At 69.3% G+C, this 21,305-nt stretch carries 24 protein-coding genes; 10 read left to right on the top strand and 14 right to left on the bottom strand.

The window, feature by feature from the left end:
* The first annotated feature begins 24 nt into the window (after positions 1-24).
* The 4 genes from E7Z54_RS04275 to E7Z54_RS04265 all read left to right on the top strand — a co-directional run bounded on the left by E7Z54_RS04275 (position 25) and on the right by E7Z54_RS04265 (position 3,956).
* Positions 25-666 carry an isochorismatase family protein gene (locus E7Z54_RS04275; RefSeq protein ID WP_136431768.1) on the top strand — a complete coding sequence of 214 codons (642 nt, stop codon included), beginning with the start codon at positions 25-27 and terminating at the stop codon, positions 664-666.
* 119 nt (positions 667-785) lie between these two features.
* Positions 786-1,835: an ABC transporter permease gene (locus E7Z54_RS22930; RefSeq protein WP_168798161.1), complete on the top strand. Its 1,050-nt coding sequence runs from the start codon at positions 786-788 to the stop codon at positions 1,833-1,835.
* Positions 1,836-1,903: 68 nt separating this feature from the next.
* A complete protein-coding gene (locus E7Z54_RS04270) occupies positions 1,904-2,665 on the top strand; it encodes an SDR family oxidoreductase (RefSeq protein ID WP_168798160.1) in 762 nt (253 codons plus the stop codon).
* A gap of 10 nt (positions 2,666-2,675) precedes the next feature.
* Positions 2,676-3,956, top strand: coding sequence for an FAD-binding oxidoreductase (locus tag E7Z54_RS04265; RefSeq protein WP_136431766.1), 1,281 nt, complete (start codon positions 2,676-2,678; stop codon positions 3,954-3,956).
* A 75-nt stretch (positions 3,957-4,031) separates the two neighbouring features.
* Here the strand turns inward: E7Z54_RS04265 and E7Z54_RS04260 are convergent, their stop codons facing one another.
* Entirely contained in the window at positions 4,032-4,760 is a 729-nt protein-coding gene (locus E7Z54_RS04260) for a carbon-nitrogen hydrolase family protein (protein WP_136431792.1), read from the bottom strand.
* Positions 4,761-4,893: 133 nt separating this feature from the next.
* Here E7Z54_RS04260 and E7Z54_RS04255 point away from each other — a divergent pair, with 133 nt between their 5' ends.
* Positions 4,894-5,634, top strand: a complete 741-nt coding sequence (locus E7Z54_RS04255) for a sulfite exporter TauE/SafE family protein (protein WP_168798159.1) — start codon at positions 4,894-4,896, stop codon at positions 5,632-5,634.
* A 57-nt stretch (positions 5,635-5,691) separates the two neighbouring features.
* Here E7Z54_RS04255 and E7Z54_RS04250 read toward each other — a convergent pair whose 3' ends face one another.
* The 3 genes from E7Z54_RS04250 to E7Z54_RS04240 form a co-directional block, all read right to left on the bottom strand.
* A complete protein-coding gene (locus tag E7Z54_RS04250) occupies positions 5,692-6,468 on the bottom strand; it encodes a slipin family protein (RefSeq protein WP_136431764.1) in 777 nt (258 codons plus the stop codon).
* Positions 6,465-7,832 carry an NfeD family protein gene (locus E7Z54_RS04245; RefSeq protein WP_136431763.1) on the bottom strand — a complete coding sequence of 456 codons (1,368 nt, stop codon included), beginning with the start codon at positions 7,830-7,832 and terminating at the stop codon, positions 6,465-6,467. Before E7Z54_RS04245 ends, E7Z54_RS04250 begins: the two co-directional genes overlap by 4 nt.
* Positions 7,833-8,081: 249 nt before the next feature.
* Positions 8,082-9,074: a sigma-70 family RNA polymerase sigma factor gene (locus E7Z54_RS04240; protein WP_136431762.1), complete on the bottom strand. Its 993-nt coding sequence runs from the start codon at positions 9,072-9,074 to the stop codon at positions 8,082-8,084.
* A 140-nt stretch (positions 9,075-9,214) separates the two neighbouring features.
* Here E7Z54_RS04240 and E7Z54_RS23700 point away from each other — a divergent pair, with 140 nt between their 5' ends.
* Both E7Z54_RS23700 and E7Z54_RS04230 read left to right on the top strand, forming a co-directional pair.
* Complete coding sequence (locus tag E7Z54_RS23700; RefSeq protein ID WP_206055997.1) at positions 9,215-10,426, top strand: SDR family NAD(P)-dependent oxidoreductase; 1,212 nt, start codon at positions 9,215-9,217, stop codon at positions 10,424-10,426.
* Between the two features lie 86 nt (positions 10,427-10,512).
* On the top strand, positions 10,513-11,010 hold the full coding sequence (locus E7Z54_RS04230; RefSeq protein ID WP_136431761.1) for an SRPBCC domain-containing protein: 498 nt from the start codon (positions 10,513-10,515) through the stop codon (positions 11,008-11,010).
* A 34-nt stretch (positions 11,011-11,044) separates the two neighbouring features.
* Here the strand turns inward: E7Z54_RS04230 and E7Z54_RS04225 are convergent, their stop codons facing one another.
* Genes E7Z54_RS04225 through E7Z54_RS04215 form a run of 4 tightly spaced genes read right to left on the bottom strand, consistent with a single transcriptional unit; the run spans position 11,045 to position 14,305 of the window.
* Positions 11,045-12,292 carry an MFS transporter gene (locus E7Z54_RS04225; protein WP_240769508.1) on the bottom strand — a complete coding sequence of 416 codons (1,248 nt, stop codon included), beginning with the start codon at positions 12,290-12,292 and terminating at the stop codon, positions 11,045-11,047.
* Entirely contained in the window at positions 12,289-13,617 is a 1,329-nt protein-coding gene (locus tag E7Z54_RS23695) for an MBL fold metallo-hydrolase (protein WP_136431759.1), read from the bottom strand. Before E7Z54_RS23695 ends, E7Z54_RS04225 begins: the two co-directional genes overlap by 4 nt.
* Positions 13,618-13,634: 17 nt before the next feature.
* Complete coding sequence (locus tag E7Z54_RS22925) at positions 13,635-13,811, bottom strand: hypothetical protein (RefSeq protein ID WP_168798158.1); 177 nt, start codon at positions 13,809-13,811, stop codon at positions 13,635-13,637.
* On the bottom strand, positions 13,808-14,305 hold the full coding sequence (locus tag E7Z54_RS04215) for a hypothetical protein (protein WP_136431758.1): 498 nt from the start codon (positions 14,303-14,305) through the stop codon (positions 13,808-13,810). Before E7Z54_RS04215 ends, E7Z54_RS22925 begins: the two co-directional genes overlap by 4 nt.
* 89 nt (positions 14,306-14,394) lie before the next feature.
* On the opposite strand from E7Z54_RS04215, the gene E7Z54_RS04210 reads away from it, so the two are divergent.
* Positions 14,395-15,060 carry an ArsR/SmtB family transcription factor gene (locus E7Z54_RS04210; RefSeq protein ID WP_136431757.1) on the top strand — a complete coding sequence of 222 codons (666 nt, stop codon included), beginning with the start codon at positions 14,395-14,397 and terminating at the stop codon, positions 15,058-15,060.
* Between the two features lie 96 nt (positions 15,061-15,156).
* Here E7Z54_RS04210 and E7Z54_RS04205 read toward each other — a convergent pair whose 3' ends face one another.
* The 4 genes from E7Z54_RS04205 to E7Z54_RS04195 all read right to left on the bottom strand — a co-directional run bounded on the left by E7Z54_RS04205 (position 15,157) and on the right by E7Z54_RS04195 (position 17,222).
* Positions 15,157-15,519: a DUF4345 family protein gene (locus tag E7Z54_RS04205; RefSeq protein WP_206055995.1), complete on the bottom strand. Its 363-nt coding sequence runs from the start codon at positions 15,517-15,519 to the stop codon at positions 15,157-15,159.
* The gene (locus tag E7Z54_RS22920; protein ID WP_168798157.1) at positions 15,516-15,983 is read right to left on the bottom strand and encodes a nuclear transport factor 2 family protein; all 468 of its coding nucleotides are present in this window, start codon (positions 15,981-15,983) and stop codon (positions 15,516-15,518) included. The genes E7Z54_RS04205 and E7Z54_RS22920 overlap by 4 nt, the downstream gene beginning before the upstream one ends.
* 107 nt (positions 15,984-16,090) lie before the next feature.
* Positions 16,091-16,459, bottom strand: a complete 369-nt coding sequence (locus tag E7Z54_RS22915; protein ID WP_168798156.1) for a hypothetical protein — start codon at positions 16,457-16,459, stop codon at positions 16,091-16,093.
* 4 nt (positions 16,460-16,463) lie between these two features.
* Positions 16,464-17,222: an HD domain-containing protein gene (locus E7Z54_RS04195; protein ID WP_136431755.1), complete on the bottom strand. Its 759-nt coding sequence runs from the start codon at positions 17,220-17,222 to the stop codon at positions 16,464-16,466.
* A 98-nt stretch (positions 17,223-17,320) separates the two neighbouring features.
* Here E7Z54_RS04195 and E7Z54_RS04190 point away from each other — a divergent pair, with 98 nt between their 5' ends.
* The gene (locus tag E7Z54_RS04190; protein WP_136431754.1) at positions 17,321-17,929 is read left to right on the top strand and encodes a TetR/AcrR family transcriptional regulator; all 609 of its coding nucleotides are present in this window, start codon (positions 17,321-17,323) and stop codon (positions 17,927-17,929) included.
* 8 nt (positions 17,930-17,937) lie between these two features.
* Here E7Z54_RS04190 and E7Z54_RS04185 read toward each other — a convergent pair whose 3' ends face one another.
* The gene (locus E7Z54_RS04185) at positions 17,938-19,302 is read right to left on the bottom strand and encodes a flavin monoamine oxidase family protein (protein WP_136431753.1); all 1,365 of its coding nucleotides are present in this window, start codon (positions 19,300-19,302) and stop codon (positions 17,938-17,940) included.
* 146 nt (positions 19,303-19,448) lie between these two features.
* Between E7Z54_RS04185 and E7Z54_RS04180 the strand changes: the two genes are divergently transcribed.
* A complete protein-coding gene (locus E7Z54_RS04180) occupies positions 19,449-20,375 on the top strand; it encodes an alpha/beta fold hydrolase (RefSeq protein ID WP_136431752.1) in 927 nt (308 codons plus the stop codon).
* 179 nt (positions 20,376-20,554) lie between these two features.
* Here E7Z54_RS04180 and E7Z54_RS04175 read toward each other — a convergent pair whose 3' ends face one another.
* Entirely contained in the window at positions 20,555-21,223 is a 669-nt protein-coding gene (locus tag E7Z54_RS04175; protein WP_136431751.1) for a hypothetical protein, read from the bottom strand.
* Positions 21,224-21,305 lie beyond the last annotated feature (82 nt).

Here is a 21,305-nt window from a genome sequence, read left to right as displayed (position 1 = left end):
GATCACGACCCGAAAGGAACGCAGATGTCCGTCCCGGAGCGACTCACTCCCGAGAACACGACCATCGTCCTCATCGACCACGCTGTCGGCTTCGCCAACGTCCTCGGCTCCACGGACGTCGCCACCCATGTCAACAACGTCGTCGGCCTCGCCAAGACGGCCACGCTGTTCGGGAGCGGGCTGGTGGTCACCAATGGCCTGCCCGGCAAACCGTCCGGACCGCTGTACCCCGAGCTGTTGGACGTGCTCGGCGACCAGAAGGTCGTCGAGCGTCCGGGTGCCACGAACGCCTTCGCGGACGAGGCGTTCGCCGAGGCCGTTCGGGCGACCGGCCGCAAGAAGCTCGCCATCGCCGGCGTCTCGACCGAGGGTTGCGTGCTGCAGAGCGTCCTGGGTGCGCTGCGCGACGGCTATGAGGTCTACCTGGTCGTGGACGCGTCCGCCAGCGTGACCGCGGAGACGCACAACGTCGCGGTGCAGCGGATGATCGCCGCGGGCGCGACGCCGGTCACCTGGTTCTCCCTGGCCGGGGAGTTCGAGTACGACCACCGAGCGCCGACCGCGGCGCACTTCCAACAGCTGATGCGCGAGCACGTGCCGTCGATGGCGAAGGGCGTGCAGTCCTGGCTGGCGACCACCGCCGTCGCCTCGTCCGGCGCCGCGTGATCGCCACCGCCGCACAGCCTGGCGACTGAGCTGGGGCGCGGTCGACCGGCACCGCCGGGACCGCGCCCCAAGCCTGCCTCGCACGACACCGCCACCGATCCGCAGCGACAGGTCACACCATGCACACACCCGCCCCTCAGCCGACAGCGCGACGCGTCGCGTCGCTCCTCTGGTTCCCGTTCTTCTTCGCCGCCGCCTTCGGCCTCATCGGCCTCTACACCTTCCATCAGCCGGCCCCACACGACATGCGCGTCGTCGTGACCCCGGCGACCGACGTCCGGTCCGTGACCAGCGGCCTTGCGAGGGTCGAGGACGACGGATTCGTCGTCGAGACCGTGGCCAGCACCGCTGCCGCGCGGGAGCTGGTCGAGAAGGCTCAGGTCGCCGCGGCGATCGACGGACAACAGGTCTATCTGTCCTCAGCGGCCAGCCCTCTCCGAGCGAGGTTCCTGACCGCGGTGGTGCCACACGCCCTGGGCCCGGAGGCATCCGTCGTGGACGTACGACCGACGTCCTCAGGAGACGTGAGCGGCGTCAGCATCTTCTTCTACGGACTGCCCTTGCTGCTCGTCGGCCTCATCACGTCGATCGTGCTGGTGCAGCTCGGCATGTGGCCGGTGCGCAACAAGCTCGCAGCGATCGCCGCCACCGGCGCGTTCGCCTCCATCGTCACCTACCTCGTCGCCACCGGCCTGGACGCTGTCCCGTCGGACCCGCGCCTGCCCCTGTACGGGTTCCTGCTGACCCAGACGATCGGGTGGCTCACGACCGCCGCCGCGCTGAGCCTGAAGCAGTTCTTCATGCCAGCGGCGATGACCTTCGTCCTCATCCTCGGGATCCCGTCCTCGGGCGGGACGGTCAGCGGCGACATGCTCCCCGCGTCCATCGGATGGCTCAACGACGTACTGCCCTTCGCGCAGCTGATCGACGCAACGCGGGCCAGTGCTTACGCCTCGGGGGCAGGGTTGGCGCGACCGCTGCTGATCCTGTCAGCCTGGGCGATCGCCGGTATCGCCCTACTCCTATGGGCTGCCTGGCGCTCACGCACCGGCGCCACCGCATCACCGCCGGCCGACCAGCCGGACGCGATGAACCGCGCCTCGAGCCCGGCAGCGCCGACCACGGCGTCGCCGCAGCGCGTCGCCGCGAGCCGGCACTCGTCCCCCTGAGCCTGGAAGCGCAGGGCGACCGACCGAGTGATCGCCTCGCGCTCACCACCATGAGAAGGAGCAAGAAGTTGAACGCGTTCGAGCACACAGCATGGAGCCACGGACCGGTGGACTTGTCGGGAAGGACCGTGCTGGTCCTCGGCGCCACCGGAGGGGTCGGGGAGGGGGTGACGCGGACGCTGCTCGAGGCCGGCGCGACCGTGCTGGCAACGTCCCGCTCGGCTGAGCGTCTCGCCGATCTCGCCGATCGCCTGCCGGGCTTCGTCCCGGTCGTCCTGGACGCGCTGGACAGTGAGCTGGACGCCGTTGTCCAGCGCCTCCGGGCGCAGCACGGTCCGCTCGACGGGGCGATCGTGAGCGTCGCCTCGTGGGGCGGTCAAGGACGTAAGCCGTTGCTCAGCCTGACCGACACGGAGTGGGCCGCCCTGACCGCGGCGAACCAGACCGCCGTCTTCCGGGCATATCGGGCCCTGGTGCCAGTGCTGAAGCGGGACGGCCTGCTGCTCCAACTCAACGGGATGAGCGCCGACATCCCGTTCCCGGGCTCGGCGGGGGTGGCACTGACCGCCGCGGCCACCAAGTCCATGACACGCACCCTCGCCGCAGAGCTCGCCCTCAGCGGGCCGCGCGTCTACGAGGTCGTCCTGGGCGTGATCAGGACCCGGGCGCGCCAGCTGGCCGGAATCGACGACCCGGGCTGGATACCCGCAGAGGCCGTCGGGGTGCACATCGCCGAACTGCTGGCCGGAACCAGTCCGCTCACGTCAGCGGTCCTGCAGTACTTCGTGAACGTCGACGCGGGCCCGCAACCGACGAGCCCGACAAGCTGAGGGAGGGATCATGTACGAGATCGTCCTGCCGAACCAGCCCGGCTACGAGTCACTCCGTCACGTCTACACCGCCACCGGTTCCCCCGCCGAGATCCTTCGCCCGGCGGCCGACGCGGACGTGGGCGATGCGCTTCGGTACGCGCGTGACACCGGCCTTCCGCTCGCGATCCGCAGCGGCGGACACGGAATCAGCAGCAGGGCCACCAACGACGGCGGGATCGTGATCGACCTCGGCCGACTCGACGAGGTGGAGCGACTCGACGACCGGCGGGTCCGCGTCGGCGCCGGCGCGCGCTGGGGACAGGTGGCACGGCGGCTCCACCCATGGTCGCTGGCGATCTCCTCCGGCGACTCCGGTGATGTCGGCGTCGGCGGACTCGCCACCGCCGGCGGGATCGGTCTCCTCGGGCGGCGGTTCGGGCTGACCATCGACCACATGACCGCCGCGCAGGTCGTCACCGCCGACGGCGAGTTGAGGCGCGCGTCGGAGACCGAGAACGCCGACCTGTTCTGGGCGGTTCGGGGCGCCGGCGCGAACGTCGGCATCGCGACGTCGCTGGAGTTCCGGGCAGCTCCGCTCGACCTCGTCGCCCACGCAAGCTTCGCGTACGCACCTTCTGACCTGGCCGAGTTCCTGGAGGCGTGGGGGGCGCTGCTCGAAAGTGCGCCACGAGAGGTCAGCGGATTCTTGTACGTGTTCGGCGGAGCACGACCCTTTGCTCAGGCCACGGTGGTTCATGCGAGTGCCGACGAGCGCGGCGCGAACAGGTCTCTCGAGACCTTCACCGCGCTACCGAGCCTGGTCAGCCACCGCGCCGTACTGGCGCCGTACATGTCGGTCGTCCCCGTCTCCGGCGCCCGGCACACCGGACAGCAGCAGGTCGCGACCAGGAACGGCCTCTTCGAGCATCTCGACAGCCCCACCAGCAGCCTGATCGCTCACGGTCTCCAGTCGGGCCCGTTCGGCATGATCCAGGTCAGAAGCCTCGGCGGCGCGATCAACGACGTCGCGCCGGAAGCGACGGCGTTCGGCCACCGCCACCAGAACTTCCACGTCACGGCCGTCGCCGGGCCCTCCGCCGTCGACCTCGACGCCGGTTGGGAACCGCTGGCCCACCTGGCCGACGGGATGTACCTGAGCTTCCAGTCCGAGCACTCCGACAGCGACCTGGCCTCGGCGTTCCCTCCGCCGATCCTCGAACGACTGCGTGCGGTCAAGTCGCACTGGGATCCCGACCGGGTCTTCGGCCAGAACTTCGACGTGAGTGTCTTGTCACCCAGTGCGGCGTGAAGCCGACCTCGTCCGACCGAGACGCTCACCGCCGATGGCGGGCGCCGGATGGCGCGGTCCCCGAAGCGTGCGACCTCAGCGCGCCAGCCGGACGATTGCCAGTCCGGGCAGAGAGTCGGTGAGCTGACTCGCCGTCGCACCGCCGGGCTGCCAGACGCCGCTGCGCCCGATGGCCTGGAACGGGCCGGTAGTGCCGACGAACTGAGCGAGGACGACCCACATGCCGAGGGCGGCTGCGCGGGAGGTCTGCTCAGCCAGGCGGTGCTCCTCGCCGGCGCAGTACAGAGCGCTCACGACGTACGCATCAGCGCCAGCAGCATGGACCTCGTCGGCGTGCTCGGGGACCGCGGCGTCGTAACAGACGGCGAGGCCGAGCCGCCAGCCGTCCAGCTCCAGGATCCGGTGCTCGCGCCCGGGGACGAAGATGTCCCGCTCCGCACCGTGCAGGTGCATCTTCCCGTAGGAATCGCCGTGGTCTCCGGTCGGGCCGATCACCAGGGTCGCCAGCTGGAGCCCTTTCGGAGTCCGCAGCGGCGCTCCCACCAGGGCGGTCACGCCCGTCGCGGAGCAGGCGTCGCGGATCGGATCGAGGCGTCCGTCGTCACTCGTCACGGCCATCAATCCCGGCGCCTTCGCTATCGCCGCCAACTCGTAGCCGGTCAGCGACAGCTCCGGAAAGACGCAGAGACGTGCCCCGCTGGCTCCCGCGCGCTGGACGGTCCGGGCATGGTCCCTGACGTTGGCTTCAACGTCCGCTGGAACGGGAGTCGTCTGGGCGACGGCTACGGTGAGCGGCGGCGGCACTGTCACGTGCGCTGAGGATACGGGGCTGACGTCCTCCTCGTGACGCACCCCAGGTCAGGTTCCCGAACCTTGGGGCCCGCCGGTCCCGCGGGCTACGGTGGCGCTGGACAGCAGCTACCGATCGGGGCACAGGGTGGACCAGAGCCAGCTCCTTGTCCTGCTGTTCGCCCTCATCTTCGTCAGCGCACTCGTCCAGTCGGTCTCCGGGTTCGGTTACGCCCTGTTCAGCGCCCCGATACTGACCGCCCTGCTGGGTGGCCCGATGGCGGTCTCGACGATTCTCATCACCGGCACGGCATGCGATTTGGCGATCCTGGGAGTACGTCGTCGACTGCCGCGCCCAGCCGGCGGCGAGGTCCTGCGCCTCGCCCTGTGGTCAGCGCCAGGCATGGTGTGCGGGGCATGGCTGCTGTCGGCTCTGCCTGCACGATGGCTCCAGGGTTTCGTGGCGCTCACCGTGATCCTGGCCGTGGTCCTGCGCCTGTCCTCGCCCACGACTGCGGACGCGAAGCCGATCCGGCCTTCCTGGGGCAGCCTGGCCGGTCTCGCCTCCGGCGCGCTGAGCACGTCGACGTCGCTCGGTGGCCCGCCCACGGTGCTGTACCTGACCCATCGACGGCTCGTGCCCCTCGTCATGAGAGACACCCTCGTGACGCTGTCGCTGGCGAGACTCCCCCTCGGGTTCGCCGCGTTGGTCGTCGCCGGGGTTTGGGACATGTACGCCTACTGGCCCGTCCTTCTGGTGGCGGCGCTCGGCGGGCAGGCGGTGGGGACGCAGGTGTTCCACCGGTACGCGGCGGCCCGCTACGAGAGGATCGTGATGCTGCTGCTCGTGACGTCCGGAGTCACAGCTCTCCTGATGACGACGCAGTAGGAGCGGATCTCGGATCGGCCAGAGCGTGCGAAGGCCGAGGAGTCCGCGGGTGCGCGCTCACGGTGTGGAGTCTCGGTCGCCGACCGCCCTCTCCAGCAGCCTGATCAGCTCCATCGGCACCGGGAAGGCGATGGTGCTGTTGCGCTCCGCCCCCAGTTCGAGCAGCGTCCCGAGGGTGCGCAGCTGGAGGGCGGCGGGGTGCTGCTCCATGATCTCGGCGGCGTCTGCGAGGTTGGCCGCGGCCTCCTTCTCGCCGAGGGCGTGGATGACCTTCGCCCTGCGGTCGCGCTCGGCCTCGGCCTGGCTGGCCATCGCGCGACGCATGCTCTCAGGCAGGATCACGTCCTTGACCTCGACCAGGGTGACCTTGACACCCCAGGGGTCCGTCACGCCGTCGATGATCTGCTGGAGGCTCGAGTTGACCTCGTCGCGCTTGCTCAGGAGATCGTCGAGCGTGGTCTGGCCCAGGACACCTCGCAGGGTGGTCTGCGCCACCTGCTGGGTGCCGAACCGGTAGTCGTCGATCGACAGCACGGACTTCGTCGCCTCGACGACGTTGAAGTACACCACCGCGTTGACATGAACGGTGACGTTGTCCTTGGTGATGATGTCCTGGGGCGGGATGTCGTAGGTCTGGGTTCGGAGGTTGACCCGGATCAGCTGATCGATGATCGGGATGATGAAGATCAGCCCCGGCCCCTTCAGCGGCTGGATCCGACCCAGCCGCAGCACCACACCGCGCTCGTACTCGGGAAGGATGTGGATCGCCGCCCACAGGATGGTCGCGACCACCACGAGGGCGAGGGCGAGGCCGATCAGGGTTGCGTCGCTCATGATGCTGCCTTTCCGCGCTCGGACTCGGGCGCTGGCTCTGGCTGGCCCGGGGCATCCGGGTCGACGAGGAGGGTCAACCCGTCCACTCCGACAACGCGCACGTCACGGCCCACGGCCAAGGGGCCTCCGACGCTCCGCAGTGCCCACCAGGCACCCTGCGTGAAGGTGCGGCCCGTGGTTCCGGACGCCTCGCGCACGGGGACGGTGCGCCCGGTGAAGACGTCGGTGCCGGTGGTCATCGACGGTTCCCGCCGCGATGTCACTGCTACCCGACCTGCGATCACGACCAGCACGAACATGACGCCGGCCAGTGGCAGCGCCGTAGCGAGGTCCACGGACACGCCCTCCGCGTCGTCGAAGAGGAAGACGGCCGCCAGCACGAGCACGACTGCACCGCCGAAGCCGAAGCCGGCGACACCCGGGGCCAGGACCTCGGCGACGAACAGCCCCGCCGCGACGGCCAGGAGCAGGAGTCCCACCGCGTTCACCGGCAGCACCGACAGGCTGAAGAGGGCCAGCAGCAGCGCGGTGATGCCCGTGGCGCCGGCGACGCCGACCCCCGGGGTGGCCAGCTCGTAGATCAATCCCAGCGTGCCGAGCGTCAGAAGGAGGAATGCGACGTTGGGATCCGCCAGGACCTGCAGGATCTGGCGCAGCAGACCGAGGTCGTAGCGATCCACGGACGCGTCGGCCGTGCGCACCGTGACCGTCCTGTCTCCGGCCACGGTTGCCTTCATCCCATCCGCCTCGTCCAGCGCCTGCGGCAGGGACGACGCCTTCGCGTCGACAGCACCGAGCTCGACGGCCTCGTCCACCGCCGCAGAGCGACCCTCCCGGACCGTGTCCACGGCAAACTCGACGCTGCGGTTCCTCAGCTCGGCAAGCGCCTGCGCCTGGGCGGCGGCGTCGTTGACGATCTTGTCCGACACCTTCTCGCCCTCGAGACCGACCGGGGTCGCCGCACCGATCGTCGCGCCCGGAGCCATCACCGCCACATGGGAGGCGAAGGTGATGAGCGCCCCGGCCGAGCCTGCTCGCGCACCCTTGGGGCTCACGTACACGATGACCGGTACGGGACTGGCCAGGATGTCGTTGATGATGTCCCGCATGGCGTCGACGAGCCCGCCCGGGGTGTCGAGCTCGATGACGTACGCGGCGTAGCCTCCGTCGTCTGCCCGCTCCATGCCGTCACCGAGATGCTCTGCCACGACCGGCGTGATCGGTGTGGAGATCTCGGTGACGAGGACCCGAGGTCCGTCGGGAGAGTCGCCGGCCAGCGCCGGTCCGTTCGACAACACGGCAAGCGCCACCAGGAGGACGAGTCCCAGGACACGCCTCGTGAGAGGTGCAGGATTGGTGATCATCGTGATCGGCCTGGTCTCCCATGGTACGAGCAAGACGGAGCTATTGCAGAGCCCTCAGCGTCAGCACGCGTGGCAGAGGAGTCCGATCGAGCCGAGGGGGGTCGACCTGACGTCGCTCACAGTGACAACCTCGCTGTCGGGGCGCTTCGACACCCTCCGCCAGCAACCTGAGTATGGATACGTGATCAGCGGAAAGGAACCGATCCCTTCGGTCGCCTGGTCCACATGCGCGCAAGTCGCTGGGACCGGTCAGCCCAGGGTTCGCGGGAGACTGAAGTACGGCGCCACCGTGGTCTCGAATCGCGTGACCTCGCAGATCCGGTCACCGGCGAGGGCGATGACCTGGATCCCCGCCAGATGGCTGATGCCGGTGACCGGATCGCGACGGTACTCCCCCCATGCCGGCTGGCCGTTCGCCCGGACCGGCACCATCCGGTCCGTGCCTCGCCGGTGGGCATCGACGGCAGTGAAGAACCGGTGCGCCGCGGCAGCTCCGTGGTACTCGAACGGAGCCGGCGGCATCCGCACCCACACGTCGTCAGTCATCAAGGCGATGAGCTCATCGACGTCCCCCTCGGTGAACGCGGTCACGAACCGCGCCAGCAGGTCACCCTCCCCCGGCCCGCTCGGTGCCGGCGGCGGGTCGGATGATCGAGATCCGTCCATCGTCGCGCGCGCCCTCTTCAGAGCGCTGGTCACGGCCTCCTCGGTCAGACCCAGGAGGGTGGCGGCCTCGGCTGCGCGGTAGCCGAGGACGTCGCGGAGCAGCAGCACGGCGCGCTGGTTCGGAGGGAGCAGCTGAACCGCTGTGACGAAGGCCAGGGAGATCGCCTCGCGTGACTCAAAGCGGGCCTCCGGCCCTGGGTTCTCGTCGGGGACGCCTTCCAGGAGCGCGTCGGGATAGGGCTGGAGCCAGAGGACATCTCCCCGTCGGGTGGGCTCCGGCGGCGTGATCGGGAGCGGCGCGGCCGGCACAGGTCGACGCTTCGTCGCCTTCAGGTGGTTGAGGCAACGGTTCGTCGCGATTCGGTACAGCCAGGTGCGCAGGGATGCGCGACCCTCGAAGCCCTCGAGGCCCAGCCACGCCGCGAGGAGGGTCTCCTGCAGCAGATCCTCAGCGTCCTGCAGGGAGCCGAGCATCCGGTAGCAGTGCGCCTGGATCTCCCGTCGGTATGGATCGACCAGCTCGGCGAACGCGTCACGGTCTCCCGCACGCGCCTTCCCCAGGAGCTCTGTGGTCACGTCGTCCTCGCTCTCGTCGCCTCCCCTCTACCGACAACCGCCATGAGTGGAACTGGGCGGTCCGGATGCGCCCGATTTTCAGTGGCTGCCCTGTCGGATCCAGGTGACCGCCCATTGTCGATCAATGATCCGAGGAACACATGTCCACGTCAGAGCACACCACCGCACGTCGCACGATCCTGGTGACCGGCGCCAGCAGAGGCATCGGCCTGGCGCTGGTCGAGGAGGCCCTGCGGCGAGGCGCCGGTCGGGTCTACGCCGGGATGCGGAGTCCCGTCGACCATCCTGACGGCCGCGTCGTCCCGCTACTCCTCGACGTCACCGACCCGGCCCAGATCGAGACCGCCGTGAAGGAGATCGACGCCCTCGACGTCGTCATCAACAACGCTGGGCTCGGCACCTACGAAGACCTCGCTGACCGGGCCGTCCTCGAGAACCACCTGGCGGTGAACCTCTACGGCCCGTACGACGTGACCTCGGCCGTACTGCCCTTGCTGGCCAGGTCTGGCGGCGAGGTCGTCAACATCCTGTCGCTGGCCTCCCTCGCCTCATTGCCCATGATGCCCGCGTACTCCATCTCGAAGGCGGCGGCGCTCTCCCTCACCCAGGCACAGCGAGCCCTGTTCGCAGAGCACGGCGTCCGGGTCCGAGCAGTGCTCACCGGCCCGACCGACACGGACATGACCCGCAGCCTGGACATTCCCAAGACCTCGCCACGAACCGTGGCTCGCGCCATCTTCGACGGTCTCGAGTCCGACCAGGAGGACATCTTTCCGGACCCGATGTCCGCGTCGCTGGAACCACATTGGGCCAGCGGGGTCCTCAAGACCCTGGAGCGGGCCAACTCCGGGCTCCGCCCGGCGGCGGCCGACTTCCTCAGCTACACCTTCGAGGTCGACCAGACCCCTGAGCAGACCTTCGCCGCCATCAACGACGTCCGCGCTTGGTGGTCGGGCGAGCTGGACGGGCCGACCGACACGCTCGGGTCGGAGTTCACCTACACCGTTCCCGGCATCCACTACACGAAGTTCCGCATCGCCCAGCTCGACCCGGCGCGACGCATCGCATGGCAGGTTCTGGAGAGCTGGCTCAGCTTCACGGCCGATCAGGAGGAGTGGACCGGCACGACCATCACCTTCGACATCACGGGGCGGCAGGGGGGAACCGTGGTGACCTTCACCCACGAAGGGCTCCGGCCCGACCATGAGTGCTACGACGTCTGCGCCAACGCCTGGGGCGAGTACATCAACGGGAGCCTTCGCGACCTGATCGCCACAGGAACAGGACGACCCAGCTCGTTCGAGGGCGACGAGGCGCTCGCGTCTGCTCCGCGCCCGCACGACGGCCGTTGACGAACCGAAGAACTCGGACGAACCTCTTCCCGGCTGGTCCGGACCGCCTTACGGTGGGAGTGGTTGCCTGCAGATCAGGAGGACCCATGGAAGGCGACGTCGTCACCAGTTTCCGCGAGTCAGTCGAGATCTCGGCACCGCCGCACGCGGTCTGGGACTTGATCACCGACATCCGCAGGCATACCGAGTTCGCCGGGCCGAAGAGCATCACCAAGGTCATCGAGTTCGAGGGCCCCGTGGCAGTCGGAAGTCGCTGGATCGCACACGAGAAGTTCGGTCTCCAGAAGTTCGATGCGCCGTCCGAGATCACCGTGGTGGACGAGGTGAAGCGGCTGGAGTGGATCTCGTTCCCACCGATGAAAGAGGACGACCGGGGCAAGGGCGGCCGGGTCGTCTGGGGCTACGAGCTGATCCCCACCGCGATCGGGACCAGGCTCGAGCACTACATGACGGTGCTGGAGGCCCGCAAGGGCACCGCCATGCTCAAGGCGATGTACAAGGTCCTCGGGCTCCCGGCGAAGCAGGTCGCCGGCGGACGGACGACGTTGGAGAACATTCGCAGGGCCGCAGAGCGGGAGACTTGAACCTGCGGCTCCATGCTGATAGCCAGGACGTTCCTCAGGCGTCCCGTTGGATGGTCGGCGGGAGTGTCTCGTACATCCTGAGCGCGACCACCAGCCCTGAGACCGCGGTGAGCCCTGCGATCGCCCAGATCGCCTCGCGGATGCCGAAGGCGTCGGCGAGCACGCCGGCAAGGACGGCGCCGACCGCGAAGCCGCTGTCCCGCCACAGTCGGTAGGTGCCGATCGCTCGGGCCCGCCAGGCTGGGTGGGCGACGTCGCCGATCGCAGCGAGCAGGGTCGGGTAGACCATCGCGGTCCCGGCGCCGAGGAGTACGGCGGAGCCGGCCCAGGCCGCGAAGGTCGCCGCCTCGGCGGTGATCGCCAGGGCTGCCGCCTGGGTCAGCATGCCGGCGGTGATCAGACGCTTGCGGCCCCAACGGTCGGAGAGGGCGCCTGTGACGAGCTGGCCGAGTCCCCACACCGCCGGGTAGAGGGCGACCAGCCAGCCGACCTCGGCGACCGAGAGGCCGGCTCCGACGAACAGCACCGGGAAGAGCCCCCACGCCAGGCCGTCGTTGAGGTTGTTGACCAGTCCGGCCTGGCTCGCCGACGAGAGCGCCGGCTCCCGGACGCTGGTGTGCAGGAAGACGTCGCGGTCGGAGCGGTCGCCAGGCTCCCTGCTGCTCGCCGCCTCACCGGCCGCGTGTCCGAGGGTCTCCCGGACCACGAGCACGGACAGGCCGAGGCCGAGCGCGGCGTAGGCGATGCCGAGCAGGAACGGCTCCGGCCGCAGCCCCGCCTCGGCCGCGATCCAGCCGGTGAGCAGCGCGGTGAACGCCACCGCTATGTAGCCGGCCGACTCGTTGAGCCCCATCGCCATGCCACGGCGGTGAGGCCCGACAAGGTCGATCTTCATGATCACTGTGGTCGACCAGGTCAGCCCCTGGCTGATCCCGAGCAGCACGTTGGCCGCGATGACGACCCACCACCAGGGCGCCCAGATCAGCAGCAGCGGCACCGGGGCCGCGATGAGCCAGCCCGCCACCAGGACCGGCTTGCGCCCGTACCGCTCCGACCAAGTGCCGGCCAGGTAGTTGGTGGCCGCCTTGGCCAGTCCGAAGGCGAGGATGAAGGTCAGCGCTGCGCTGTAGGAGTCGAGGCCGAACTCCTGGGTGGCCAGCAGCGGCACGACAGTTCGCTCCTGGCCGAGCATGCCTCCGACGAGCGCGTTGACCGCGACCAGCAGCGTGAACTGGGCGGCGTTGGCGCGCAGCCCCAGGCTCGGATGAACGGGCGGGTTCACCCGCCCGTCTCCAGGTGGGTGCCCTGCGCCTCCACCCACTCCTTCGGTCCACCGGCGAGCACCGTCACGTCCTCGAAGCCGCTCCGGCGCAGGATGCTGGCGGCGGTCGAGGCCCGCTCGCCGTGACCGCACATCACGACGACCGCTCCGTCCGGCAGTTCGGGAACCTCGTCCGCCAGGGACCCCAGCTCGACGTGGGCCGCACCAGGAACGTGGCCGGCCAGGAACTCCGACTCCTGCCGGACGTCGAGCACCACGGCCTCGTGCGAAGGGAACGCCGCGCGCATCTCGTGCGACGAGACCGGGAGCCCGGCGTCGGTCCATGTCTGCAGGCCACCCGCGATCTCGCCGACGAAGTTGGTGTAGCCGATCTTCGCCGCCTGCCACAGAACCTCCTCGAGGTCCTGGTCGGGGTCACGCAGCAGCAGCAACGGACGGTCGTTGGGGGCCAGCCAACCCAGCCATGAGGCGAACGCCGGCCGCAATGGGATCGAGAGCGCGCCGGCGGGGTGGCCCGCGGCGAACGCGGCGGGCGAGCGTACGTCGACGACCAGCGCTTCGCCGTACGACGCCACGGCCTCGAGGGACAGCGCCGCGGGCAGCACGGCCGGACCGCGGCGGTTCTCCTCGCCGAGTCTCAAGAAGTACGGCGGGTAGCTGCCGAGCGAGCCGAGCATCCGGCGAACGAACTCCTCCTCGTCCGCCGCGTTCAGCATCGGGTTGGTGGTTCGCTCCAGCCCGATCGTCGTTGCGCCACCCGCGGACGTCGCACTGGTGGCGCAGAACGACCCGCCGCCATGCGTGGGCCAGACGACGACCGACTCGTCGAGCTCGGCGAGCCGCCGCAGCGAGCGATACTGCGCCCGGGCGAGCTCCTCGGTGCGGTCCGGATCGACGAGGTCGGTCCGCGCGGCCGAGCCCGCGATCAGCGAGCCGCCGGTGAAGACGCCGAGCGTGGTCGCATCGTCACGGAGCAGGAAGGCGACGTGCTCGTCGGTGTGGCCCGGTGTGGTCATCGCCTGCAGTGTCAGTCCGCCGAGATCGAGCTCCTGGCCGTCCTCGAGACCCAGGTGCGGGAACTCCCGTCCACCACTCGCCGAGGCGACCACCTGAGCACCGTCGTCGGCCGCGAGCTGGACCGCGCCAGAGAGGAAGTCGGCGTGCAGGTGCGTGTCCGCAGCGAAGGCGATCGTCAGCCCTCTTGCGCCGGCCGCACGGCGCAGCGCCCGCAGGTCCCGGCAGGCGTCCACCGCCAGCGCCCGGCCGTCGCCGAGATCCACGAGGTACGCCGAGTTGGCGAGCCCCTCGTCCCGCACGGATGTCACCACCTGATCCGTCACCGCTACCTCCCGTCAGTCCAGCTTCGTAGCGAGGCCGAGATGCTCGTGACCGCCTGCTTGTCCGCGACCACGAGCTTCGAGCCGAGCTCGAAGTGGAAGTCACCCTTCGGATGCTCGGCGACCTCGCGGTAGATGTGCTTGAGCTTGCCCTCGAGCTCGAAGGTGTCGACGGTGGTCATGCTCGGTTCCTTCTCAGCAGAGGCACGAGCGCGATCCCGGCCCCGACGACGAACAGGAGCGTGTCGGCGTAGATCAGGCCCAGGTGGCCGATGGTGTCAAAGCCCCACGGGTAGTGCGCGGGAAGCGCGACGGCGAGCCCGAAGACCGGGACGACGACCGCCGTCACCCAGGCCCACATCTCGCCCCGGCGTACGCCGTACCAGGCCAAGGCGGCGACCGCGATGCCCGTCGCGCCGATGAAGGCGGCCACCGCGATGTGCAGGTGACTGATGTAGTGCTCGAGCTGCGGGCTGAACGCCTGGATCTCGGCCTTGCCGACGTCGACCTGGTCGGGACCGATGCCGAGCTCGAGGAACGAGTCGGTGAAGTTGCGGATGAAGAAGATGACGGCGTACCCGAGGAAGCCGAGCCCTCCCACAGCCATGATCGCCGAGCCGAGGCGGAGTCGCGTCTCGTCCGTCGCGTTCCGCGGGGTGGTGTTCACTGTGGTCATTTGCCACGCCTCCTATTCAAGTAGATACTTGATTAACGCGCGGCCCGACCGCGTTGTCAAGAGATTTCTTGAATGCTTGGAGGTGCCCGGTGGGTGACCACACTGCAAAGGCTGCCCTGTACGACTCTCTGGCGGAGGCCGCGAAGGCGCTGTCCAGCGGGCGACGCGCCGAGCTGATCGACGTGCTCGCCCAGGGCGAGCGCTCGGTCGAGGAGCTGGCCGAGGAGATCGGGCAGAGCGTGGCCAACACCTCCCAGCACCTGCAGCGGCTGCTCCGCTCGGGGTTGGTCAGGTCGCGACGCGACGGAACCCGGATCCACTACTCCCTCGCCAGCCCGGTGGTCTTCACCCTCTGGCGCACGATGCGCGAGACGGCAGCAGCCCACGTCAGCCAGCTCGACGACCTGGCTCGCGCCTACCTCGGCGACCGCGACCAGCTGGGGACGATCACCCGCGACGAGCTCCGCAAGCGAATCCGCGAGGGCGACGTCGTCGTGCTGGACGTACGACCCAGGGCAGAGTACGACGCCGGCCACATCCGCGGCGCGCTGTCGATCCCGGTCACGGAGCTGAAGTCACGACTGGAGGACATCCCGGACGGGACCGAGGTGGTCGCCTACTGCCGCGGGCCGTTCTGCGTCTACGCCGACGACGCCGTGCGGCTGCTCGCCGACTCCGGGCGCAGCGCCCTCCGGCTCGAGGACGGGTTCCCGGAGTGGGCTGCAGAGAAGCTCCCCAGCGAGAGCAGGGACTGAGCCCGCGCCAGCGCGGCCCGCTCTCCTGGCGCTATGGGCTCTGACCTGCGCCGACGCACACGACTCGACGTCGCAGGCCGCAATGATGCCGGGAGGTCAGCGTCCCGTGAGCAGCAGACCGGCCAGCGCCGCCTCGAGCACCATGAAGAACCCAGGAAAGCCGATCAGGGCCTTGGGTTCCACGAGCGCGCTTACCACGCGGCCCGCGACCATCCCGAGCAGCGCGATCGCGATGGCCATCAAGACCCCGGCGCGGAAGCCTGCGGCGCTCCCGTCAGCAACGATGAGCAGCGCGGCGACAGCGACGCCGAAGCCGCCGTAGACCGCACGGACCTCATTGCGGGACTCGGCCGTGGTCGGAGCCACCCCGAAGGGCGCCCAGATGACGGCAGGCTTCACCAGTGCGGTGAGGCCCATGCCGGCGAAGAAGACCGCGACGACGGCGACGCCGGGATTCACGCGTGCCTTCGCGCCCGGGCGTACCCGAGCGCGGTGAGCGGGTGCGCCACGAGCATGCGCAGGTTCTGGACCAGGCTCGGTTCGGGGCGCGCGTCGAGGAACCCGTACAACCGCTGCTCGACGACACGGCCGGCCTCGTCGAGCTTCCAGACCTCGATGCCGCGCGCGGTCCGTCGCCCGGCGACCTCACCGACCCATTCGTTGACGATCGTGGTCGGATCCGCCGTCACGAGGGTCTTGGAGACGTACATCCGGCGCGCCTCCATGAAGACGCACATCCGGCCCCAGGCTCGGTGGATCTCCTCGATGCCGCGGGCGTCGATCAGGAGGCCGTCGAGGGTCGCGATCTGGTGGGCGTCCTCACTGAAGACGGCGCGGATGCCGTCGACGTCGCGCTCGTTGGTCATCCGTTCGGCCTCGGCGACGAAGGCGGCCGCTGACGAGACGAGGTCGTGCGTGGTCATGGTTGTCCTCCGGTGGTGTCGAGATATCGATGGGCGCAGCAGGCGGCGTCGCCAGAACAAGGGCCCGACCCCGAGCGGTCCATTTGCGGCGGAAGCGCTCGGGCCGGTCATTCGGTCTCCTTCGACGGAAGAGCGAGTACGCCGAGCAGTGCCGTAGTGCCGATCAGCAGCGCGAGCTCGGCGACCCCGACCGTGCGGGACGCGGCGTCGCCGAGGTCGACCGCGTGCGAGACGGCGTGCAGGCCGTTCCAGAGCATCGCGACCAGCAGCACGGGCGTCCGCCATGCCACTCGTGGCACGGCGACCAGCAGCCCGGCGCCCATCGCGGCCGACGCGGCTCCGAAGTCATGGACCAGGTGGTCGTTCTCGGGGCCGAAGTCGGCCAGCGTCGCGGCGAACGACGCGCTGTCGATCCCAGCCCAGGCCCCGAGCCCGATGAACACGGCACCGAGGAAACCGATGACTGTCGCCTTCACGCGCTCACCCCGCCGGGGTCGGGAAGCGGGCACGGCGGATGGCCCGCTCCATGCCGAGTCGCCAGAGCAGCCCGGCTCGCGAGCCCGGCCGCAACTCAGCCTCGGTCCGCATCGCCTGCGTGAAGCAGTCCGCGAAGCCGATCCGTGGCTCTCGCTCCAAGACCTGGGTCACGGTCGAAGCTGCGATCTCGCCCAGGCGACGTCCGACCACGTCGACATGGGCGCCGCCGTGAAGGAGATGTGCCTCGGCGCCCCAGTCGAGGGGGACGTTGACGTTGAAGTGCGCGGCGATCGCGTCGCAGACCCGGCGTGCGTACTCCGCGTCGGCACCAGCGTCGAGGAGAAGATCTCGTGCCTCCACCGCGCCGTGCACCGCGAAGCAGCCGGCCTCCGGGCTCGGCCGGTGCCCGGGTGCGAGACCGAGGTCGTGCAGCAGTGCTGCGACGTAGAGCAGCTCGTCGTCGTAGGCGATGCCGTCGATCTCAGCGAGCATGCTGCCCCAGAGCCAGGTGCGGATGCTGTGTCCGAGCAGCGGGGCCGGAAGCGCAGATGCGGACACCTGCTGCATCGCGCGCGCCAGCCGGGTATCGGGCGGGCTGCGGTCGGCGTCGAGAACCCGACGGGGCTCCGGGCGGCGACGGATCGCCGCCGGCAGCGCTACCACCTCGCGGGCGACCGCCGCGCGAGCGAAGCGCAGCTGGTCGCGCAGGCTGAGCGAGCCGTTCGTCCGCACGATCCACGTGGGTGATCCCACCGCGGCCATTCACGCACCTCGTTTCTTGCAATCATTACAGAAACTCTCCGCTACGCTAACAGCCGTCACGGTTTCTTGCAATGGTTCTCAGAGAGGGGTGCGCGCCGGTGGACCCACGAGCGGAACGCACGATCGACGCGGTGCTTCGTGCTGCCGAGCAGCTGTTCAGCACGCGCCCCATCACTGACGTGACCGTGGAGGAGATCGCGGCAGCCGCGGGGGTCGCGGTCGGATCGGTCTACAACCACTTCGGCTCCAAAGCCGGGGTCCACATCGCCTTGGTCGAGCGCGCGCTCGACACCGACCGACACTTCATGGACCTCGCTTACACGGACGGCCGGAGCCCGCTCGAGCAGTTGTACGCCGCCGCCGAGGAGTACCTCGCGTTCTACCTGAAGAACCCTGAGTACTTCCGGATGCTGGCGTTCCCCGTCGATCCCGGCAGCTACGCCGCGGGGCGAGAGCTCGCCGAGCGGCTGGCCAAGTCGGTGGACGAGCAGAACGGTCGGATGGTCGAGGCGATCCGGCTCGGCATCGAGGCCGGGGCGATCCGCGAGATCGACCCCGAGGACGCGGCCACCGTGCTGTGGGCCGCCTGGAACGGGATCATCAGTCTCGGCTGGCGTCCCGACAGCCTGCAGCGCAGCGAGGAGGACCTGCGCCGGCTGCTCCGTCTCGCGACCGAGGCGGTTGCGCACGGCCTGCTCCTCGAGTGACAGGCTGATCATCGGACGACGGGGGGAACGACGCCGACGGCCGCCAACGCCTCCTGCGCCGCACGCTCCCCGGCGGAGACCGCACCGTCCATCGACCCGTGCGCATGGACGGCGGTCTCCGCGCTCGCCCAGAACAGCCGGCCGTCGGGTCGCCGCAGCGTCCCGCCAAACGACGTCCAGCCGCCCGGACCGAAGAAGCCCGCGTAGCACCCACGGGTCCACTGCTCGCGCCCCCAGCAGCGCTCGAGGAACTGCACCGAGTCCGCGGCCCGAGGCCCGAACAGCTCGACGAGCCGGTCGAGCACCGCCTCCTGCCGCCCTTCCGCGCTGAGGCGCTCGAGCGCGCGGGCGTCGTCACCCAGCGCGAAGGCGACCAGCGCACCGGGGCTGCCGTCCGGGGGCGAGTTGTCGAAGGTCATGCTGATCGGCCCGTCCGTCATCGTGGCGTGTCCGGAGAGCCCTCCTGCCCGCCAGAACGGCTCCGGGTACACGGCGACGAACTTGGTCACCATGCCCGGGGGCATCCGATGCGACAGCTGGTTGCACGCCGCCGGGAGCGCCGGTTCGAACTCGATCATCGTGAGCAGGTGCGGGGGTACGGCGACGACGACCGCGGCGGCGTCAAAACACGCCGCATCGCTATGGACGCGAACGCCATCGGAACGGTGCTCGATCCGGCGTACAGGCGAGGACAGTCGGACCCGGTCGCCGAGGTCGTCGGCGAGCCGCAGGGCGATGGCCTGGGAGCCGCCGACGAAGCGATCCTGTTGGTAGCCGCCATCGGTGCGGATCAGCGAGTCGAGCCCACCTCCGGTAGCGATGTAGAACAGCCAATGCAGGAAGGACAGTTCGCTCGGTTCGGTGGCGAGCACCGCCTTGATGCTCAGCCGCATCAGGCGGCGACCTGACTGCGTGTGCATGTGGCGACGCATCCAGGTCTCAGCGGTGAGGGTGTCGAGCCGGCGAGCCAGCGGCGTGCTCGCCGGGTCGACCAGGTCGATGTCTCGCGCCATGCGCTCAAGCCGGGCCTGGGCGATCCGGAAGTCGAGAACACCGAGCGGGATCCGCGAGGGGATGTGACCTCGGTACCTGCTGGTCCTGCCGGCGTGGGCAAACAGGTGCTGACCGGCGATGTGCGTGGGGAACGTGTCCACCCCGACCTCGGCCGCAACCCGCAGGATCTCGGCATGATTCGGACCCACCCACTGCCCGCCCATCTCGACGACGCGGCCAGCTCCGATCGGCTCGTTGAGCGTCCGGCCACCGACCCGGTCCCGCGCCTCGAGGACCAGTACGTCGAGCCCTGCCTCGTCGAGCCGTCGCGCGCACACCAAGCCGGACAGTCCGGCTCCGACCACCACGACGTCAGCCATCTCTCCGGCCCTCTCTTGCAGCGATTGCAGAAGAGGCTAGGCTGTCATTCAACCTTTTGCAATCACTGCAAGACAGACGTTGACGAGCCTCGTCGATCGGCCGCAGGGGTTCGACGCACTCCCATCGAACGCATCAAGGAGCCCTCATGACCTCGCACCCACTCGGCACTCCCGTGCATATCGAGCTCCCCCAGGGACCTGTGCGCTACCGGGAACGGGGTTCCGGCAGCCCACTGGTCTTCGTTCACGGCGGACTTGCCAACGGCGACCTGTGGCGCAACGTCGTGCCGCACCTCGCCGACTCCCACCGGTGCATCGCACCGGACTGGCCGAAGGGCTCGCATGCCGTGCCGATGAAGCCAGACGCCGACCTCAGCGCACCGGGCATGGCCCGCCTGGTCGTCGACTTCCTCGACGCGCTCCGGCTGGACCGCGTCACACTGGTGGCCAACGACTCCGGCGGCGCGATCTCGCAGATCGTCGCGACGGAGTACCCGGAGCGCGTGGATCGGCTGGTTCTCACCTCCTGCGACACGTTCCGGCAGTTCCCCCCGCGCTACCTCAAGCCGCTCCACCTGATCTCGCGGATACCCGGCGCGGGACCGCGACTGGGCCTGCGGCTCGCGCAGGCATGGCGGCTCAAGCCCGTGTACACGATCTTCTACTGGTCCATCATCAAGAAGAAGCCGGACCCCGCGATCCTGCGTTCCTACCTCGACCCCCTGGCGGACCCCGCGATCCAGCGAGATCTGGTCAAGTTCTTCACCGGCACGGGACCCCGCCACACGCTGAAGGCCGCCAGCAAACTCTGCCGCTTCACCCGACCGGCACTCGTCGTGTGGGCCGAGAACGACCTCTGGTTCGCCCGGAGGAATGGGAAGAAGCTCGCCCGGCTGATCCCGCACGGCGAGTTCGAACTCATGCCGGACTCGCGCACCTTCATCCCTGAAGACCAACCTGAAGCCCTCGCGCGGACCATCCGATTGTTCCTCGAACGCACCTCAGGCTCAGTAGCCGAGAGCTCCGTGGGTGCAGTCGGCACACCGGTTCACGGGTCGCAATCCGGGCCATAGGGAGCACTGGTTCGCTGCACGACGTGGCCCTTGATCTGCGTTCCCACAGGCAAGGTCACTGACAGCCGCAGCTGGCGGGTGCTGAGCTCGAGCGGCCAAGAGGATCACCGGTGCTGGCCGAGATCCACTTGTGCCACGCGCTGACTCAGGGCCGTCATGTACCACCCTGCTGGATTCCACTAGCCGGCGACGGGCCGTGCACCGACGTCACCGTCCCATGGGAACCGCGTGGTGACGGGCGCGGGAGCGGGCAGTGCTCGCGCGGCAACGATCCGCTGGACCGACTGCGACGGCTCGCCGATCCGGAGCGCGGACACGCCTTCGCCGACGCGCACGGCGAGGTACGAGCCCTCCAGCGGCACGGCGGACGGGATCGGGATCTCGTGCACGCCGGGTTCGAGCATGGCGTCGAACGTGACAACCGACTGCGCGACCGGCTCGGGAACGAACGCCGCCCACAGGCCTTCGATCAGGACGGGGGCGGCTTCGGCGAGAGTCACCCGGACCAGCCGCGTCGCGGCGTCGTACTCGACACCGGGCGCCGCTCCCCCGAAGAACTCCTCGACCTGCGCCACGAGCAACGGAGCGATGCCACCCAGGCCCTGAAGGAAACCTGCCCGCGGATTGAGCTCCAGAATCGACGCGCTCAGATCCTCCTTCTTCTCCGGCGGCACCATGCCACCGAAGATGACGAGATCGACCTCGCGCACGTCATAGTCGTCCAACAGGCTGTCGAACTGATTGCTCGCGTTCGCTCCGTAACCGCGGTCACGAAGCATCGCGACCACGTCGACCAGCACGGGCGCGCTGCGTCCGACGACGAGTACCCGGTGATTCCGTTGGTGCATCTCTGCTCCTTGTTGGCTGTGCCAATGTTGGCACAACCAACTTAGCGATTGTTGGCAGTACCCACAAGTCTCCTATCATTCG

The sequence above is a fragment of the Nocardioides sp. genome (genome assembly GCF_004803405.1).
Classification (GTDB): Bacteria; Actinomycetota; Actinomycetes; order Propionibacteriales; family Nocardioidaceae; genus Nocardioides; species Nocardioides vastitatis.
This window is presented reverse-complemented; position numbering and strand designations above follow the sequence as displayed.

What these genes read in the sequence shown, in the direction of transcription:
- E7Z54_RS22920 (WP_168798157.1), bottom strand. Translation starts at nt 15,983, where the DNA reads ATGACCACGCACGACCTCGTCTCGTCAGCGGCCGCCTTCGTCGCCGAG.
- E7Z54_RS04250 (WP_136431764.1), bottom strand. Translation starts at nt 6,468, where the DNA reads ATGAGCGACGCAACCCTGATCGGCCTCGCCCTCGCCCTCGTGGTGGTC.
- E7Z54_RS22925 (WP_168798158.1), bottom strand. Translation starts at nt 13,811, where the DNA reads ATGACCACCGTCGACACCTTCGAGCTCGAGGGCAAGCTCAAGCACATC.
- E7Z54_RS04180 (WP_136431752.1), top strand. Translation starts at nt 19,449, where the DNA reads ATGACCTCGCACCCACTCGGCACTCCCGTGCATATCGAGCTCCCCCAG.
- E7Z54_RS04215 (WP_136431758.1), bottom strand. Translation starts at nt 14,305, where the DNA reads ATGACCACAGTGAACACCACCCCGCGGAACGCGACGGACGAGACGCGA.
- E7Z54_RS04265 (WP_136431766.1), top strand. Translation starts at nt 2,676, where the DNA reads ATGTACGAGATCGTCCTGCCGAACCAGCCCGGCTACGAGTCACTCCGT.
- E7Z54_RS04245 (WP_136431763.1), bottom strand. Translation starts at nt 7,832, where the DNA reads ATGATCACCAATCCTGCACCTCTCACGAGGCGTGTCCTGGGACTCGTC.
- E7Z54_RS23700 (WP_206055997.1), top strand. Translation starts at nt 9,215, where the DNA reads ATGTCCACGTCAGAGCACACCACCGCACGTCGCACGATCCTGGTGACC.
- E7Z54_RS04195 (WP_136431755.1), bottom strand. Translation starts at nt 17,222, where the DNA reads ATGGCCGCGGTGGGATCACCCACGTGGATCGTGCGGACGAACGGCTCG.
- E7Z54_RS22930 (WP_168798161.1), top strand. Translation starts at nt 786, where the DNA reads ATGCACACACCCGCCCCTCAGCCGACAGCGCGACGCGTCGCGTCGCTC.
- E7Z54_RS04230 (WP_136431761.1), top strand. Translation starts at nt 10,513, where the DNA reads ATGGAAGGCGACGTCGTCACCAGTTTCCGCGAGTCAGTCGAGATCTCG.
- E7Z54_RS04175 (WP_136431751.1), bottom strand. Translation starts at nt 21,223, where the DNA reads ATGCACCAACGGAATCACCGGGTACTCGTCGTCGGACGCAGCGCGCCC.
- E7Z54_RS04185 (WP_136431753.1), bottom strand. Translation starts at nt 19,302, where the DNA reads ATGGCTGACGTCGTGGTGGTCGGAGCCGGACTGTCCGGCTTGGTGTGC.
- E7Z54_RS04275 (WP_136431768.1), top strand. Translation starts at nt 25, where the DNA reads ATGTCCGTCCCGGAGCGACTCACTCCCGAGAACACGACCATCGTCCTC.